The sequence below is a fragment of the Exiguobacterium sp. JMULE1 genome, assembly GCF_013337175.1.
GTDB classification, from domain to species: Bacteria; Bacillota; Bacilli; order Exiguobacteriales; family Exiguobacteriaceae; genus Exiguobacterium_A; species Exiguobacterium_A indicum.
The window spans coordinates 3020941-3038351 of record NZ_SGWC01000002.1 but is presented as its reverse complement, the minus strand read 5'-3'; the positions used below and the strand labels follow the sequence as shown (position 1 = coordinate 3038351).

General features: G+C 48.3%; 14 protein-coding genes and 1 riboswitch. Of the genes, 6 read left to right on the top strand and 8 right to left on the bottom strand.

Annotation, left to right across the window (positions count from 1 at the left end; genetic code table 11):
- Positions 1-23: 23 nt before the first annotated feature.
- Positions 24-1553 carry a cryptochrome/photolyase family protein gene (locus EXW93_RS15925; RefSeq protein ID WP_174316720.1) on the bottom strand — a complete coding sequence of 510 codons (1530 nt, stop codon included), beginning with the start codon at positions 1551-1553 and terminating at the stop codon, positions 24-26.
- 179 nt (positions 1554-1732) lie between these two features.
- Between EXW93_RS15925 and EXW93_RS15920 the strand changes: the two genes are divergently transcribed.
- Positions 1733-3238 carry a glycosyltransferase family 2 protein gene (locus EXW93_RS15920; protein ID WP_174316719.1) on the top strand — a complete coding sequence of 502 codons (1506 nt, stop codon included), beginning with the start codon at positions 1733-1735 and terminating at the stop codon, positions 3236-3238.
- Positions 3239-3431: 193 nt separating this feature from the next.
- Positions 3432-4925: a malate:quinone oxidoreductase gene (locus EXW93_RS15915; protein ID WP_174316718.1), complete on the top strand. Its 1494-nt coding sequence runs from the start codon at positions 3432-3434 to the stop codon at positions 4923-4925.
- A gap of 45 nt (positions 4926-4970) precedes the next feature.
- Here EXW93_RS15915 and EXW93_RS15910 read toward each other — a convergent pair whose 3' ends face one another.
- Complete coding sequence (locus tag EXW93_RS15910; protein WP_023469818.1) at positions 4971-5513, bottom strand: ECF transporter S component; 543 nt, start codon at positions 5511-5513, stop codon at positions 4971-4973.
- Positions 5514-5763: 250 nt separating this feature from the next.
- On the opposite strand from EXW93_RS15910, the gene EXW93_RS15905 reads away from it, so the two are divergent.
- The gene (locus tag EXW93_RS15905; RefSeq protein WP_055969741.1) at positions 5764-6333 is read left to right on the top strand and encodes a hypothetical protein; all 570 of its coding nucleotides are present in this window, start codon (positions 5764-5766) and stop codon (positions 6331-6333) included.
- Between the two features lie 43 nt (positions 6334-6376).
- Here the strand turns inward: EXW93_RS15905 and ahpF are convergent, their stop codons facing one another.
- The 6 genes from ahpF to EXW93_RS15875 form a co-directional block, all read right to left on the bottom strand.
- Positions 6377-7906, bottom strand: a complete 1530-nt coding sequence (ahpF, locus tag EXW93_RS15900; RefSeq protein ID WP_174316717.1) for an alkyl hydroperoxide reductase subunit F — start codon at positions 7904-7906, stop codon at positions 6377-6379.
- Between the two features lie 14 nt (positions 7907-7920).
- Positions 7921-8484: an alkyl hydroperoxide reductase subunit C gene (gene ahpC, locus EXW93_RS15895; protein WP_023469815.1), complete on the bottom strand. Its 564-nt coding sequence runs from the start codon at positions 8482-8484 to the stop codon at positions 7921-7923.
- Positions 8485-8705: 221 nt separating this feature from the next.
- Complete coding sequence (gnd, locus tag EXW93_RS15890; protein ID WP_035395489.1) at positions 8706-10106, bottom strand: decarboxylating NADP(+)-dependent phosphogluconate dehydrogenase; 1401 nt, start codon at positions 10104-10106, stop codon at positions 8706-8708.
- A 20-nt stretch (positions 10107-10126) separates the two neighbouring features.
- Positions 10127-11473, bottom strand: coding sequence for a GntP family permease (locus tag EXW93_RS15885; RefSeq protein ID WP_174316716.1), 1347 nt, complete (start codon positions 11471-11473; stop codon positions 10127-10129).
- Between the two features lie 24 nt (positions 11474-11497).
- Positions 11498-13039, bottom strand: coding sequence for a gluconokinase (gene gntK, locus EXW93_RS15880; RefSeq protein WP_174316715.1), 1542 nt, complete (start codon positions 13037-13039; stop codon positions 11498-11500).
- A complete protein-coding gene (locus EXW93_RS15875) occupies positions 13032-13748 on the bottom strand; it encodes a GntR family transcriptional regulator (protein WP_023469811.1) in 717 nt (238 codons plus the stop codon). Before EXW93_RS15875 ends, gntK begins: the two co-directional genes overlap by 8 nt.
- Positions 13749-13930: 182 nt before the next feature.
- Between EXW93_RS15875 and EXW93_RS15870 the strand changes: the two genes are divergently transcribed.
- The 3 genes from EXW93_RS15870 to mmuM all read left to right on the top strand — a co-directional run bounded on the left by EXW93_RS15870 (position 13931) and on the right by mmuM (position 17377).
- Positions 13931-14848 carry a ketopantoate reductase family protein gene (locus tag EXW93_RS15870; protein WP_174316714.1) on the top strand — a complete coding sequence of 306 codons (918 nt, stop codon included), beginning with the start codon at positions 13931-13933 and terminating at the stop codon, positions 14846-14848.
- 36 nt (positions 14849-14884) lie between these two features.
- Positions 14885-14986, top strand: a riboswitch (SAM riboswitch).
- Between the two features lie 77 nt (positions 14987-15063).
- A complete protein-coding gene (locus tag EXW93_RS15865; RefSeq protein WP_023469809.1) occupies positions 15064-16467 on the top strand; it encodes an amino acid permease in 1404 nt (467 codons plus the stop codon).
- A complete protein-coding gene (gene mmuM, locus EXW93_RS15860; protein WP_023469808.1) occupies positions 16442-17377 on the top strand; it encodes a homocysteine S-methyltransferase in 936 nt (311 codons plus the stop codon). Before EXW93_RS15865 ends, mmuM begins: the two co-directional genes overlap by 26 nt.
- Positions 17378-17411 lie beyond the last annotated feature (34 nt).

Sequence of the window (17411 nt, the reverse complement as noted above, 5' to 3'; positions counted from 1 at the left end):
GGATTTAATCCGAGCGGCTTGTTTTATGGTGTATCAAAAGCACCGTCCTGTAACTGTTTCCGGAGTGCTTTCGCTTTCTTTCGAATATCGCGTTTGCTGTCCGCATCGCGCTTTCCCCATTGCCGATACATCATCGACATCCGCGGATTATCAGCGAACCGTTTTTCGTGCCGGTCGATGAAGTCCCAGTACAGAGCGTTAAACGGACAGGCATCCTCTCCGAGCATGTCCTTTTGATGGAACGGACATCCTTTGCAATAATCACTCATCTTATGGATGTAATTCGCCGAAGCGATGTACGGTTTAGTCGATAATGTTCCCCCATCGGCATGAAGCGCCATCCCGAGGACGTTCGGTAAGACGACCCAGTCATAGGCATCGATGTACATCTCGTTGAACCAATCTGCCGTCTGTTGCGGCGAGATCGCAAACAGATTAGCGAAGTTCCCGAGCACCATCAAGCGTTGGATATGGTGATTGTGGGCATGCTCGACGACGGGACGTAACGATTCTGCGACACAGTTCATGTTCGTTTTCCCGGTCCAGAAAAAGTCCGGTAGATCCGCTTCGTGACGTAGCGTATTGACGGAAGCATAGTCCGGCATCTCGGCTAAGTAAACAGCGCGCATGTATTCACGCCAGCCGAGGATTTGCCGAATGAAACCTTCGACTGCATTAAGCGGAGCATCTTGATCTTCGAGGGCGGATTCGACTTGACGAATGACTTCTTCCGGTGTCAGCAAGCCGAGATTGATTGCTGCTGACAAGAGTGAGTGCGATAACGTATCTTCACCGGTCAGCATAGCGTCTTGATATGTCCCGAACGTCTCGAGTCGTTCTTCGACGAAACGATGGAGAGCCCGCGTCGCTTCCTTTCGCGTAACCGGCCAATGGAAGGAATCAAGTGCTCCCGGATGATCGGAAAAATCACGCTCGACCTTGTCGATGACGTCCTTTGTGATGCGATCGGGACGAAACTGAACGGGATCCGGAAACGTCGTCCCCGACTTCGCCGGTTTCCGGTTCTCGGCGTCAAACGACCACTTTCCACCAATCGGTTTAGAGCCGTTCATGAGAACGTTTCGTTCCTTACGCAGTTTGCGATAAAACCGATCCATCTTGTATGGTTTGTCGCCGATTGCTTCAATCGCTTCTTCCTGTGTCAGTAAAAACAACGGAACGTCAGAACAGACCTCGACCGTGATCTTCTTCGGTAAGGCGTCTTGCCACTTGTGCATTGCCTTGCGCATCGGTTCGTCCGTAATCGCCGTATAGAATACATGATCCGGATCATGATCTTTCCGGTGCGCCTTGAATGCCTGATCAAACGATTCGGCTTCCCGGTAATCAACGGTGAAGCCTTTCTCGCGTAGTTCTTCCGCGAAATGCCGCATCGCCGAGAAGACGAGGACAAGTTTTTGTTTATGATACGTCTTCCATTTGGAGCGTGAGGACGCTTCGACCATTAGGATGACGTCATCTTGTTTGTTTGCTTCCTGCAATAAGGGGAGATCGTGATTCAATTGATTACCAAATATCCAGCGTGTCGCCATGAGAGTCCCTCCTTTATCTTTGTTATATGATTACCGTTTTTGAATAAATTCATACGTTCGTGTGTGTTCCAAACGATACTTGCAGGACAATTAAATTTTGTTTATACTATAAGTATTTTACATTAAAAACCAATATAGTTGATAAATTGAATCACCTTTGAGGATGAGGAGTGAATCAAGTGAGGTCAAAGATTTCATCAGTACCAAAAGACTATGAGGTTTTAAATGCAAAACGTCTAAGACGTCATGTTGCTGTTACAGTCGTTATTCCAGTGTACAACGCGATTATCTATCTTGAACGAACGATTAACTCCGTTTTAGTACAGACGATCGGTATTCGAAACGTGACGATCATTGCGGTAGATGATAAATCCACAGATGGCTCACGCCGTCTGTTAAGACGCTTATCTTCCTTATATCCTCAACTTGTCAGCATACTGCTGAAAAACAATACGGGCACGCCTGCGATGCCACGTAATCTAGGTTTGGCTCTTGCACGATCGAAATATGTTACGTTTTTGGATGCGGACGATTGGTTAGCGCATGATGGATTACGAATTTTGAATGAGACGATGGATCGAACCGGAGTGGACTACGCCGTCGGACGTACGATTCAAGTGTCTACGAATCAACCGAACCGAATCATCGGTGTTCACGAATCGAATCGTAATCGTGATCACGTTTCTCCTTATACGTTAAAGCATGCGTTTTATCATCTCGGTCCACGTGCCCGTATGATGCGTCGAGACTTTCTGCTACGTCATGCGATTCAATTTCCTTCGATGAAATTCGCCGAAGATAAACAATTTTTTATCGATGTCTTAATACGAACGGATGCGATATCAACGGTCACTGCTCCCATCTATTATTTGAACCGTCTCGAGGAAAATGACTCATTAACGAAGCAGACTGATATCATGGAAAAGATGGAAACGAATCTTATCGTCTTACGACGTGTGTTGGAATATAAATTACCTGTTGAAAAGGAACGTCTCATCCTCAATCGACTGATTGAGTTTGACTGCATCACACGCTTATATGATCGTAAGCACTTTCTCAAAAGTCATGATCCGTCAACCTATCATCAAATGTTTGCGCGCGTCGTTGCCTTATTTACGCAACACCGTTCCTATCCCATCGATTCATTGATTGAAAAGCCGTTCAATCGTCTGTTGTATCATTACTGGAACACCGGACGTTTTGATGATTTCATGGATGCTGTCAAGTGGTCGAAATCGAAAGAAACAAAGGAAATCGAATGGGTGGATGATCAACCTTACTGGAGTATTCCATTAGGCAGTGGTCAGAAACAAATGCTAGCTCTCCCTCTATATGTGAAGGTGCACGAATTAGAACTGACAGAAAAGGGACTCGAGCTAACGGTTCAAACACTTGGAGATCGTCGAATTCGTGTAGAAGGGATTTCGTTACAACATCGTAATTGGATGGAAGAAACGCATCTTTTAAAGACAGATGTCATAGATCTTGAAAATCATTATTATCGCTTGCGGGTAGAGCTACCCAAACAAATGGAGCGGGGGAGTTATCTTGTTTATCTACGCTTTGATGACTATGGGCAGCAGGTAATGGCTATTTCGATGGAGGAGCCAGTGATTCAAAAAAGCTATCACACCTATCGTTGGTATGAAACCATTAAAGGAAACTTAGGATTACGCATCAAATGAGCGGAATCGTCTGCTTCGAAAAGAGGCAGACGATTTTGTAAAATCAGCTGCCTCGGCACATTTCTGAATGTAAAAGAAGTTCCTTTCTGCGCAAGCTATGATAGGGTTATAATGGAAAGGTAAGTTGTCGTCATGAGGGGGAAGTTTTTCATGACAGGTAGTCCATAATATCAACGGGGATAGGAAGGATATCATGAGCAGTATGCCTAAAAAAACAGACGTTATTTTAATTGGTGCCGGAGTCATGAGCGCGACGTTAGGGGTCTTATTAAAAGAACTCGCGCCTGAGATCAACATCAAGGTATTCGAGAAACTCGCGAGTGCCGGGGAAGAGAGCTCGAACGAGTGGAACAATGCAGGAACAGGTCACGCCGCATTATGCGAACTGAACTATACGACGGAAAATGCTGATGGTTCGATCGATATCAGTAAAGCGGTCAAAGTAAACGAACAGTTCCAACTGTCACGTCAATTCTGGTCGCATCTCGTCAAGGAAGGTGTCTTGCCGAATCCGAAAGAATTCATCATGCCGATTCCACATATGAGTATGGTTGAAGGAACAGAAAACGTCGAATTTCTGAAAAAACGATTGGAAGCGCTATCAGCGAATCCGTTGTTTGCGGGAATGGAATATTCAGAGGATCCAACGAAATTAGCCGAGTGGATTCCACTCATCATGAACGGTCGGACGTCACCTGAGCCGATCGCTGCGACAAAAATCGATTCAGGAACGGACGTCAACTTTGGTGCGTTGACACGAATCCTGTTTGAATATCTCGAACAGCACGATGTAGAGATCAACTATCAGCACGGTGTCGAGGATTTGAAACGTGTTGACGGAGGTTGGGAAGTCAAAGTGAAGAATGAGCGCGATCACCGGATCGAGCATCATACGGCTCAGTTCGTCTTCATCGGGGGTGGCGGCGGTAGTTTACCATTGCTCCAAAAAACAGGCATCGAGGAATCGAAGCAGATCGGTGGTTTCCCAGTCAGTGGCTTGTTCCTCGTCTGTAAAAATCCTGAAATCATTGAACAGCATCATGCGAAAGTCTACGGAAAAGCGAAAGTCGGAGCACCACCGATGTCAGTACCGCACTTGGATACACGATATATCGATGGGAAGAAATCACTCCTCTTCGGACCGTTCGCTGGCTTTTCACCGAAGTTCCTCAAGACAGGATCAAATCTGGATTTGATCGCGTCCGTCAAACCGAACAACGTCTTGACGATGCTTGCTGCGGGAGCTAAAGAGATGGGATTGACGAAGTATCTGATCGAACAAGTCCTCTTGTCGACGGAACAACGGATGAACGAATTACGAGAGTTCATTCCGAATGCGAAGACAGAAGACTGGGATGTCGTCGTCGCTGGTCAACGTGTCCAAGTCATCAAGGATACACCACAAGGAAAAGGGACACTCCAGTTCGGAACAGAAGTCGTCAGTGCGGCCGACGGATCTGTCGCTGCCTTACTCGGGGCGTCACCAGGTGCCTCAACAGCGGTTCCAGTCATGCTCGAAGTACTCGGAAAATGTTTCCCGTCCGAATTACCGGCGTGGGAAGCAAAAATCAAGGAGATGATTCCGTCTTACGGAATCTCACTCGTTGAACATCCGGAGCTGTTCGAACAGATCCATGCCGAAACAGCAAAAACGCTCGAACTCGAACAAGGTCAACCGATTCGCTAAACGAAAACCGTCCGACTCTAAGAGGAGCCGGACGGTTTTTTTGATTTAGCGGAAGTTACGGAAGAAGCGTGTTTTCTTCAGTGCGATCCCGACTGGAATCGCGACAAGGATTCCGAGGACGTTTTGAATAATGTTTCCTGTAATGGAACCGAATGGTGCGACCCAGTTGCTGAACATAATCCCTTCATGTACGAAGTAGACGAGCAGCATGACAGGAGCGGAAGCGATCATCCCGATCAAGTTGAATGTGACATTCGTTCCGTTGCGACCACCTGACCACGCGATGTAACCAACAATCAGCCCTTGAAGTCCACGTGCGATGATCGTACCAGGGGCCCAAATCGTATAGCCCAATAGAAGATCAAATAAGCCCATTCCAACAGCACCGGCAATCAATGCTGTCCGTGGACCGAATAAAATGGCAACAAGAAAGAGCATCGCTGTTCCCATATGAATGAGACCACCGTTTGGAGCGATGGGTAATTTAATATTGATGAACATCGTTGCAACAAGAACAAGTGCGATTGACATCGCAGTGATGACGAGCTGGCGGGTACGAGTGCTAGAATACGGTGCTGCTTTTTGCATGTGGCTAACCTTCTTTATGATAGATTTTAAGATATCTTCAATCTATCAGATGACTGGACTAGTCAAAAGTGTCAACTTTGAATTATTTATAGGGGTCAGTTTTGAATACAAATCTTGATCTGTTCTTAATTCCATAAGAGTACGATCTATTGATACACTCTTGAATGAAAAAATCCATAAAACGGTTGTCGTTTTCGAATCTATTCCTCGTTTTTTTCGTACAATGAACAGCGAAAGGGAGGGGAAGTCAGTGAAATATCAGATTGCGACAGCTGTTTTTTTATTCGCTTCATTGTCATCAGTCACATCAGAGGCAAAGGACCAGACGACACAACACCAACGTTATTACGCAGCATATGAAAAAATCGTGGAAAACATAAATCGGACACATGAAAATGCGGACGTCACGTTGCTTGCAGCAAATCAATTCGCAGACGAGGACTGGGTTTCGCCGGAACGTTTTCAAGAACGGGCACTCGAACGGTTGAAGCCGCTACGTGTCCAAACGAGCTTAGAGTGGGATAGTGAACGAACGCTTGAACGTACGGAACGTGGAAACGATGTCCGGATCATCGGAAATTTCGAGACGGAACTCTTGGAACAGAGTAAACGCCAACGATTATCCGATGTCTTTTCGATGACGTCTCTTGCGATCGATGGTGGAAAGTGGATGCAAACCGGATTCTCCGGTACTCCAATCGATGCTTTGCAAACGATGGTCGTAACGGTCAGTGGTACATACGCGAAGCAAGGCATCTTAACAAGACATCACATCACGAAAGAATATCATTGTTCATGGTACGGTGAAATCTACTATTGAGGCAGAAAAAGAGCGAAACTCGTTTGAGTTCCGCTCTTTTTCATTAATTCCGGATCAAGTGATCGAAAGCACCGAGTGCAGCTGTTGCACCAGATCCCATCGAGATGATGATCTGTTTATACGCGCTATCTGTGCAGTCTCCTGCAGCAAAAACGCCTGGTACGTTCGTTGCGCCGTGGCGATCGACTTGGACTTCACCGAACTTGTTACGGTTCACCGTTTCACCGAGCCAGTCTGTGTTCGGTACGAGACCGATCTGGACGAAGACACCCTCGAGCTCGACGTGACGTTCGACGTTCGTTTCGCGCTCGATGTACGTGATACCTTTCACTTTGTCCGTTCCTGTGATTTCCTTCGTCTGTGCGTTGACGACGACCGTGACGTTCGGAAGTGAAGCGAGGCGTTCTTGAAGAACAGCGTCTGCTTTTAATTCCGGTGCGAACTCAAGGACCGTGACATGCTTGACGATTCCTGCGAGATCGATGGCTGCTTCGATTCCTGAGTTTCCGCCACCGATGACTGCGACACGTTTTCCTTCGAACAACGGACCATCACAGTGTGGGCAGTAGGCGACGCCTTTGTTCTTGAATTCGAGTTCGCCTGGGACACCAACGTTACGCCAGCGTGCACCTGTTGAAAGGATCAAACTCTTCGTTTTCAAGACAGCACCATTCTCAAGCTCGAGCTCAAGGAGGTCCTTCTTCTCAAGGCGAGTTGCCCGTTGTAGGTTCATGACGTCGATGCCATATTCCTTGACGTGCTCCTCAAGACTTGCGACGAGTTTTGGTCCTTCCGTGTACTTCATGCTGATGAAGTTTTCGATGCTCATCGTATCCATGACTTGTCCACCGAAGCGTTCTGCGACGATTCCTGTCCGGATACCTTTACGGGCTGCATAGATGGCAGCACTCGATCCAGCTGGACCACCACCGACGACGAGGACATCGTATGGATCTTTATCAGCGAAATCAGAAGCATCGGCACCTGTGCCAAGCTTCGCCAAGATTTCTTCAAGTGACATCCGTCCGTTACCGAACGCTTCGCCATTGACGAAGACCGTCGGAACAGCCATGATCTCTTTTTGTTCGACTTCTTCCTTAAATGCCGCACCATCAATCATCGTGTGACTGATGTTCGGGTTGAGGACGCTCATGACGTTCAATGCTTGTACGACATCTGGGCAGTTGTGGCAGCTCAAGCTGATGTACGACTCGAAGTGGTACGTTTCTTGAATGCCTTGAATCTGCTTGATGACTTCCGCATCGACCTTCGGTGCTCGACCGCTGACTTGTAGCAGAGCGAGAACGAGGGACGTGAACTCATGACCGAGTGGGATTCCCGCGAACGTGATTCCGCTTGTCTCACCGACACGGTTGACTGTGAAACTTGGTGTCCGGGGAAGGCTTGCCTGCTCGACGGAGATGCGTGGTGTCATGCTTGCGATCTCTTCGACGAGTGCGCTCATCTCAAGCGAGACGGCGTCTGTCCCAGCGCTAACCGCTAGGACGAGATCGCCTTCGAGAAGCTCGAGGTATTGCGCGAGTTGTGCTTTAATGTCTGGTGCTAAAGCCATCGCGAATCCGCTCCTTAAATTTTTCCGACGAGGTCAAGGCTTGGTGTGAGTGTTGCAGAGCCTTCTTCCCATTTCGCTGGGCAGACTTCGCCTGGATTGTTACGTACATATTGTGCCGCTTTGATTTTGTTGACGAGGGTGCTCGCATCACGACCGATACCGCCTGCGTTGATCTCAACTGTTTGGATGACGCCGTCTGGGTCGATGATGAACGTACCGCGGTCAGCAAGACCATCTTGTTCGTTCAAGACTTCGAAGTTACGTGAGATGACGTGTGATGGGTCGCCGATCATGACGTACTCGATTTTACCGATTGTTTCTGATGTTTCGTGCCATGCTTTATGTGTGAAATGCGTATCTGTTGAAACAGAGTAAACTTCAACGTCAAGCGCTTTGAGTGTTTCGTATTGGTTTTGAAGATCTTCGAGTTCTGTCGGGCAAACGAATGTAAAGTCTGCAGGGTAGAAACATACGACACTCCATTTACCGCGAAGGTTGGCATCCGTTAGGTCAACGAATTCTCCGTTGTGGAATGCTGATGCACTGAATGGTTTTACTTCACTTCCGATTAAAGACATGATAAAAATCCTCCTCAAGGGTTCTATTTTTAGAATCTGTTCTAGTGCATACAAGGAATCTGTATTTATCACACTAGAATAATTCTAATCTAATACTAATTTCATATAGACCAACACTTTTGTCAAGGTATAATCGGCAATTTCTTATTTCAGGAAAGATTGTGTGAACAAAAAAAGAAATCCCGACTCCTAAATGAAACAGGAGTCGGGAGCTGTATTCTTTATTGCCAGTCCGTGTGGAAGATCCCTTCGCGGTCTGTCCGAGCGTACGTATGAGCACCGAAATAATCGCGTTGTGCTTGCAACATGTTGGCATTCGAATTCGCTGTCCGGTAGCTATCGTAATACGTCAGTGACGTCGATAGAGATGGGAGTGCAAAACCAGATAATGCACCCTCGGCAACGACGTGACGTAACGATTCTTGATACGCCTGTACTTTCTCAGCGAAGAACGGGGCGAGCATCAAGTTCGAGAGGTTCGCATCATTTTTGAACGCTTCACTGATGACGTTCAAGAAGTCGGCCCGGATGATACATCCACCACGGAAGATCAAGGCGATTTCCTCGAGGCGTAAGTTCCAGTCATACAACTCAGACGACGTTCGGTACTGGGTGAAGCCTTGCGCGTATGCGGCAACTTTCCCCATATAAAGCGCTTGACGAATCCGTTCGACCCACGCGTCTCGCTCAAGCGTTGACAAGTCTTCTGGTCCCTTTAGGACAGCAGACGCTGCGACGCGTTCTTCTTTAATAGCTGAAAGGTAACGCGCGAACAGGGCTTCTGTAATGATCGAAGAGGCGATCCCATTATCAATGGCTTGCAGGCTCGTCCATTTTCCAGTTCCTTTTTGACCGGCTTGATCGAGAATGACATCAATCAACGGTTGCCCTGTCTCGTCATCCGTTTTTCGGAGGATATCCGCTGTGATCTCAATCAAGTAACTTTTCAGTTCACCTTCGTTCCATTCAGCGAAGATATCCGCGACTTCCGTGACGTCGAGTCCAAGACGGAAACGGAGGAAGCTATACGCTTCAGCAATCAGTTGCATGTCCGCATACTCGATTCCGTTATGGACCATCTTGACGAAGTGACCAGCGCCTTTCGGACCAATATAAACACAACATGGATCTCCTTCGACGTGAGCGGCGATCTTCGTCAAGATCGGTGCGACATGTTCGTAAGCTTCTTTCGATCCACCAGGCATGATCGCAGGACCGGTCCGCGCACCGACTTCACCACCCGATACACCGACGCCGATGTATTCGATCCCATGGCGTTGTAACTCGTCGAAACGACGCTCTGTATCGAGGAAGTGAGAGTTCCCACCATCCATGATGATATCGCCTGTTTCGAGATGCGGAAGCAACGATTCGATGACTGAATCAATCGCGCTACCAGCCGTGACCATCATGAAGATTTTACGTGGGCGAGCGAGTGATTGAACGAATGCTTCAATGTCGTAGTACGGATGAAGGGGTAGTCCTTCATCATGTGCGACGAGATCGTCTGTTAAATCACGTGTGTAGTTATAGATGGCGACTTCTTCTTGATGACTTGCCATATTCAGTGCCAGGTTGCGTCCCATGACGCCAAGCCCGATGACTCCGATAGAATGTTGCATAAGTAGAACGACTCCTTTTCTTAGACGACGAGGCTGAGGAGAAGAACGAACCCAAGTCCACAAACGGAAATGATCGTCTCAAGCACAGTCCATGTCGCAAACGTTTCTTTTAATGATAATCCGAAATACTCTTTAAACATCCAGAAGCCTGCATCATTGACGTGTGAAGCGATCAGACTACCTGCACCAGTCGCGAGAACGACGAGCGCTAAGTTGACGTCGGATTGCTCCAGTAACGGAATGACGAGACCTGCTGTCGAAAGGGCAGCGACTGTTGCGGAACCGAGTGAGATCCGCAGAATCGCAGCAATCAACCAAGCGAGTAGGATTGGGGATAACGCTGATCCATCAAATAAGTGCGCAACGTATTTCCCAACACCACCGTCAATCAAGACTTGTTTGAAGGCACCGCCACCACCGATGATCAATAGCATCATCCCGATTTGGGCGATCGCCGTCGTACACGATTCCATGACCGTTTGCATCGGAATCTGACGCGCGATCCCCATCGTGTAGACCGCGACGAGTAATGAAATCAACATCGCCGTTGAAGCGTTCCCGATGAATTCAATCGCCGAGATGACACTGTTTTCACCCCAACCGAGTGTTTCTTGTAAGAGCGTGAAGATCGTTGCGACCGACATCAAAAGAACCGGTAGCATCGCCGTGAAGACACTGATACCGAAGCCTGGTGTCTCTTCTAAATCAAATTCTTTTTGTTCCCCGAGTGACGCGATGTTTCCTGTCCGTGTAAACGATTCAGGTACGAGTCGTTTCGCGATTTTCGTAAAAATTGGTCCGGCGATGATGACGGTCGGAACAGCAACGATGAAACCATACAATAAGACTTCCCCGATATTGGCTTTATACTCACCAGCGATGACGGTCGGACCTGGGTGAGGTGGTAAGAATCCGTGCGTGACGGATAGGGCAGCGACCATCGGGATCCCGAGATATAGAATCGAGACACGAAGTTGACGTGAAATCGCAAAGACGATTGGAATCAACAAAACGAGTCCGACTTCGAAGAAGAGGGCGATCCCGATGATGAACGAAGCGACGACGACTGCCCATTGGATGTTCTTTTCCCCGAATCGGGCGACAAGCGTCATGGCGATTCGCTGCGCCCCCCCGGCGTCAGCAATCAGCTTTCCAAGCATGGCACCAAGACCAAAGATCAATGCGAGGTGACCAAGCGTTCCTCCGATACCAGCTTCGATCGTTTTGACGATCTGATCGAGCGGCATGCCGAGCAGTAGTGCAACGCCAAAGGAAACGATGATGAGTGAGACGAACGTATTTAATTTCAACCCCATGATGAGAACGAGCAACGCGACGATCCCAATTCCTACGATGACTAAAGGCATGATGACTTCCCCCAAAAGATTAAGTTAGTTTTCTTCTTGAATCAAGCTCCGTTGATACGTAGCGATTCGTTTATGATCCGCGGATAACGTCCGCGCTAGACTAATGAAAATCGGTAAGAGCTGACGATACTCATGCATCGCTTCTTCATTTGGTACATGACGATGCGTTTCCCCGATCATCTCGGAGACGACTTCGAACGAATCGACTTCCCCCGTCGCATACAGTCCGAGAATACACGCACCGAGACATGAACTTTCAAAACTTTCCGGAATGACGACTTCCGATTCAAAGATGTCCGCCATCATTTGGCGCCAGACTTCGGACCGAGCAAACCCACCCGTTGCCTGAATCCGTGTCACGGGACCGTCCATGCACTCAATCAGAGCAAGGAAGACGGTATAGAGATTGTAGATGACGCCTTCTAGTGCCGCCCGGATCATATGCTCTTTTTTGTGTGAGAGCGTCAAACCGAAGAACGAACCGCTGACATCCGGATTCCAGAGCGGCGCTCGTTCACCGGACAAGTAAGGATGGAACAATAGCCCGTCGGATCCAGGACGGACGCGTTCGGCAATCTTCGTCAAAACAGCGTACGGATCGATGCCAAGGCGTTTTGCTGTCTCGACTTCGGCTGAAGCGAGTTCGTCTCGGATCCACCGTAAGACCATTCCACCATTATTGACGGGTCCGCCGATGACCCAGTGGTCCTCGGTCAGCGCGTAACAGAACGTCCGTCCCTTTTCATCGGTCTGCGGACGATCAATGATTGTTCGGATGGCACCGCTCGTTCCGATCGTGATCGCAATTTCCCCTTTGCGAATCGCGTTGACACCTAAGTTAGAAAGGACACCGTCACTGGCACCGACTAGGAACGGCGTATCGGCGGAGAGTCCCATTTGTCGTGCGTAATCAGCGTTCAGTCCGGTACATGTCGTCGTCGTCGGTACGGGTTCCGATAAGTAGCTTGCATCGATCCCTGCGACGTGTAACGCGCCCGTATCCCAGCCTAATTCATGAATGTTGAAGAGACCGGTCGCTGAAGCGAGAGAGTGGTCGATGACATATCTGCCGAACAGTCTTTGGAACACGAATTCCTTGATCCCGACATATTTTTTCGTTTGAGCGTGGAGCTCCGGACGATCTTCGACGAGCCAACTGATTTTGCTGAGCGGTGACATCGGATGGATCGGTGTTCCGGTCCGGTGATAGATCGATAGACCATATTGTTCCTTGATCTTGTTCGACCATGCTTCACTCCGACTGTCTGCCCACGTGATGCAGGCAGTCAATGGTTGATGCTGTGCGTCCATTGCGATCAAGCTGTGCATAGCACTACTGAACGCGACGAACTTTGGTGGCATGATCGGATGACGTTTCGTGATCAAGCGGATCGATTCGAGTACAGCATCAAAAATTTCTTCCGGATCCTGCTCCGCCGTCGAGCGATTTGGTGTATGGAGCGGGTAACCGACGTTCGTTTGTCCGATGACCTCTCCTTTTGTCGTAAATAAGACCGCTTTCGTACTCGTCGTTCCGATATCGACGCCTAACATGTATTCAGTCATGTGAATCGACTCCTTTCGACATCATTTGTTGCGTTTTCCAGAGATCTTCGACTTCCTGGACGTCATCAAAGTTCTGATGTAAGGAAGCAACCATCCGTTCACGGTCCCCTGTCTCGATCGCTTCGATGTACAAGGCGTGGTTCGCGAGGATGCGTTCGAAGTCTTCGATGTCTTCCTCGAATCGTACCCGCATCGATAGGAGGATGAAACTTTCCATGACCGGTTTGAGATTTTGCCAAATCATGCTGACATATCCATGATCAATCGAGCGGATGATCGTTTCGTGAAACAGTACGTCCTGGAAGGAGAATTCATCGGCATCCTTGTATTTGATGGCAACTTTCATCATTTCGAGAATTTTACTGAGTTCACGGACGAGTTCTGCCCGTTCGATTTTGACGAGTCGTTCGAAGACGAACGTTTCAATGAGTAGCCGGACATCATAGATTTCCTGAATGTCGCGCTCAGACAAACCGACGACGACCGCTCCCATTCGTTCGAGACGAATCAATTGTTCGGATGCAAGGACCTTTAACGCATCACGGACGGGCGAGCGACTGACTGAAAAATCAGAGGCTAATTTGTTTTCGGATAAAATGGTACCGCTTTCAATCTTTCCTGAAATGATGCGCATCCGTAGCTCGTGTGCGACACGATCTCCAGCGGAAGCTTTTGCTAACCACTTCAAGGGGTATAACAGTTCTGACATGGAATCACCTGATTTCTAAAGTGAGTATACTTGTATACAAGTTAGTATAAACGTTTTTTTCTAAAATGCAAACGCTTAACTTACATTTTAGTGATTCAAGCAGGAATCAGGAAAATGGTTTCCGATATGTTAGGGTGAAGGAGTAAGTAACGAATCGATTAGTTAAAAAGGAGGTAATGCATATGCATGTTTTAGTCGTAGGTGCCGGAGCAGTTGGAGGTTATTTCGGGGGACGTCTTGCTGAGCAAGGGGAACAGGTGACATTCCTTGTTCGTCCGAAGCGCTATGAACAATTACAAAAGACAGGGTTACAGATCACTAGTCCTCATGGTGATGTTATGATCACGCCTCAGTTAGTGACACGAGACATGCGACTGAATCACACATTTGATGTCGTCTTACTTTCGACGAAAGCCTATCACTTGGATGATGTCCTACAGGATCTTGCGCCATTTGTTTCGAGCGAGACGTACATCATTCCTTTGTTGAACGGCATGCAGCATATACGACGGTTAACAGAAGTCTTCGGAGAAGATCGAGTACTGGGCGGGCTTTGCTTCATTGAATCGACGCTTGATGCAGAAGGGCGTATTGTACAGACAAGCCCGTCGCATCGGCTATTGTTTGGTTCACGAACCGGTAAACCAACAGCGCGTTTAGAGGAGATTGCAACACGTTTTGCGAAAGCGAAGGCACCGATGGCGTACTCGATGCATATCATGGATGACATGTGGCAAAAGTACCTCTTCATTTCGACATTTGCGGGCGTGACGACACTATTTCGCTCTGCCATCGGTCCAATTCGCAAGGACCCAATTGGTCATCAGATGATTCAAGACGTCATGAAGGAAGCGAAGCAAGCGATGGAAGAACAAGGCGCAGTCTTTAATGACGATGTAGAAGCGGTCTTGCTGAAGCAGATGCATGCAATGGAAGACACGATGAAATCGTCAATGTTACGGGACATGGAAAAGGGTCAGCCCGTCGAAGTGAAACATTTCTTTAGTACGTTGCTCGAAACACGCTCTTCACGTCATCTTCAACTGATTGAATCTAATTTATGGATCTATCAAAAAAATCGGGAAATGCCTGTTGACTGAATTATCTGCATTCTGATATGGTTAGGAACAATTACATACTTATCCAGAGAGGTGGAGGGACTGGCCCTATGAAACCTCAGCAACAGGTCGAAAGATACTGTGCTAATTCCTGCGGGTGCTGCACCCGATCGATAAGATTTCCGAATTGTCGACCGACGCATCCGTGAGGATGCGTTTTTTGTTTGAAATAGGTGGAACGAGGAGGAAATGGATTCATGAAAACGAGCGGAGCATTTCGACGCAAGATGGAATCACGTCATCTGATCATGCTGTCGTTAGGTGGTGTCATTGGAACAGGATTATTTTTAAGTACAGGTTATACGTTGGAACAAGCAGGACGTGTCGGAACGATTTTATCGTATTTGATCGGAGCCGTCGTCGTTTACTTAGTCATGTTAAGTCTCGGTGAACTCGCCGTGCACATGCCGGAAACCGGATCATTCCATAAGTACGCAACGAAGTACATTGGACCTGGCACCGGTTATACAGTAGCCTGGCTCTACTGGCTGACGTGGACGGTCGCCCTTGGTTCAGAATTCACGGCAGCAGGCATTTTGATGCAACGTTGGTTCCCATCGATTCCGGTTTGGGTGTTCAGTGCCTTATTCGCTGCGATGATCCTTGGTATCAACGTCTTGAAGGTTCGCGTGTTCGCTGAAGTCGAGTTTTGGTTCTCCGCCATTAAGGTCGTGACGATCATTGCGTTCATTTTACTTGGTGCGGGAGCGATCGTCGGCTTCATTCCACTGCAAGATGGTAGCCCAGCCCCATTCTTTTCTTCCTTAACGGAAGGTGGATTATTCCCAAATGGTGCTTTCGTCATCTTCATGACGATGCTTGCCGTGAATTTTGCTTACTCGGGAACGGAACTGATCGGTGTCGCAGCGGGTGAAGCAGTCGATCCGAAACGGACGATTCCGCTTGCGATCCGGACGACGATCTTGCGACTCGTCCTCTTCTTCGTCGGTACGATCATCGTGTTAGCCGTCTTATTGCCAACGGATGGGAAAGGTGTACTCGAAAGTCCGTTCGTCGCCGTGTTCGAACGGATCGGAATTCCCTACGCAGCAGACGTGATGAACTTCGTCATTTTGACAGCGATTTTGTCGGCAGCGAACTCTGGACTTTACGCCGCCTCTCGGATGCTCTGGTCGCTTGCGAACGAACGTATGATTCCACGCTTCTTCGCCCAAGTGACACCAAGTGGGGTTCCACTTCGAGCTGTATTGTTCAGCATGCTTGGCGGAGGACTTGCCTTGCTGTCTAGCATCTATGCAGCAGGGAGTGTCTATATCGCGCTCGTCTCGATTTCCGGTCTCGCTGTCGTCGTCGTTTGGATGAGTATCAGCATTGCTCAGTATCGCTTCCGGAAACAATTTCTCCGCGAAGGGCATACGGTCGACGAATTGGTCTATCGCACACCACTCTTTCCATTCGTGCCAATCGCCGCTTTCGTCGTCTGTTTGATTTCCCTGATTGGTATCGGATTTGATCCGACACAACGAATCGCCTTGTACTGTGGTATTCCATTCATCGTGATCTGTTATGTCGTACATGCGTTCACGAATTCTTCTCAGAAACGGAGTGTTGAAGATGTCCCGAATCAAAAATCCAGTTGATCAACGATTACAGGAAGTTCCCTTTCTCATTTTAGATGGTGCCCTTGCAACCGAACTTGAACAGAAGGGATTCGACCTGAACGATCCGCTTTGGTCAGCACGTCTCTTAATCGAAGCACCGGAACAAATCGAACACGTCCATCGTGACTACTTTGAAGTAGGTGCTGATGTTGCCATCACTTCAAGCTATCAAGCAAGTATCGAAGGGTTCAAGCAACGTCATATCACGACAGAGGAAGCACAGGCGCTGATTCGACAAACGGTCACCTTGGCGCAAAACGCACGCACGCGTAGCGGAAAGCGTGACGCATTAATCGCAGGATCAGTGGGTCCTTATGGTGCCTACTTAGCAGATGGTTCTGAGTATCGCGGTCATTATGGGGTGTCAGCAGATGTGCTAGAAGCCTTCCACAGACCACGGATCGAAGCATTGATTGAAGCGGGGGCTGATCTGCTGGCATTTGAGACGATTCCGTCGCTCGAGGAAGCTGTCGTGTTGTTCCGGATTCTCGAAGCGTATCCGGAAGTGTCTGCTTGGCTGACGTTCTCGCTTCAAGATGCGACACACATTAGTGAAGGAACGGCACTTGCGACGTGTATTGAAACGGTCGGACAACATCCACAGCTCGCAGCAATCGGTGCAAATTGTTTTCCGGCATCTTACGCGACCGACTTTATCCGTCACGTCAAGGCGTTGACGGATGTGCCAATCATCGTCTATCCGAACTCTGGTGAGGTCTATGATCCGGTCGCAAAAACGTGGTCAGGTACGAATCAGTGTACATCGTTCCAAACCGTCGCGAAGACATGGTATGAGGCAGGGGCACGATTGATCGGTGGTTGTTGCCGAACGTCACCTGAACATATCGCACAAATTCGTTCGGTTTGTCAGGTTTCTCATACATCATGAATAATGATGAAAAAACGGACGCGAAATCGATTGA

Excerpts from the sequence above, each read along its gene's own strand:
- EXW93_RS15925 (WP_174316720.1), bottom strand. The coding sequence starts at position 1,553 with ATGGCGACACGCTGGATATTTGGTAATCAATTGAATCACGATCTCCCC.
- EXW93_RS15915 (WP_174316718.1), top strand. The coding sequence starts at position 3,432 with ATGAGCAGTATGCCTAAAAAAACAGACGTTATTTTAATTGGTGCCGGA.
- EXW93_RS15910 (WP_023469818.1), bottom strand. The coding sequence starts at position 5,513 with ATGCAAAAAGCAGCACCGTATTCTAGCACTCGTACCCGCCAGCTCGTC.
- ahpF (WP_174316717.1), bottom strand. The coding sequence starts at position 7,906 with ATGGCTTTAGCACCAGACATTAAAGCACAACTCGCGCAATACCTCGAG.
- ahpC (WP_023469815.1), bottom strand. The coding sequence starts at position 8,484 with ATGTCTTTAATCGGAAGTGAAGTAAAACCATTCAGTGCATCAGCATTC.
- gnd (WP_035395489.1), bottom strand. The coding sequence starts at position 10,106 with ATGCAACATTCTATCGGAGTCATCGGGCTTGGCGTCATGGGACGCAAC.
- EXW93_RS15885 (WP_174316716.1), bottom strand. The coding sequence starts at position 11,473 with ATGCCTTTAGTCATCGTAGGAATTGGGATCGTCGCGTTGCTCGTTCTC.
- gntK (WP_174316715.1), bottom strand. The coding sequence starts at position 13,039 with ATGACTGAATACATGTTAGGCGTCGATATCGGAACGACGAGTACGAAA.
- EXW93_RS15875 (WP_023469811.1), bottom strand. The coding sequence starts at position 13,748 with ATGTCAGAACTGTTATACCCCTTGAAGTGGTTAGCAAAAGCTTCCGCT.
- EXW93_RS15870 (WP_174316714.1), top strand. The coding sequence starts at position 13,931 with ATGCATGTTTTAGTCGTAGGTGCCGGAGCAGTTGGAGGTTATTTCGGG.
- EXW93_RS15865 (WP_023469809.1), top strand. The coding sequence starts at position 15,064 with ATGAAAACGAGCGGAGCATTTCGACGCAAGATGGAATCACGTCATCTG.
- mmuM (WP_023469808.1), top strand. The coding sequence starts at position 16,442 with ATGTCCCGAATCAAAAATCCAGTTGATCAACGATTACAGGAAGTTCCC.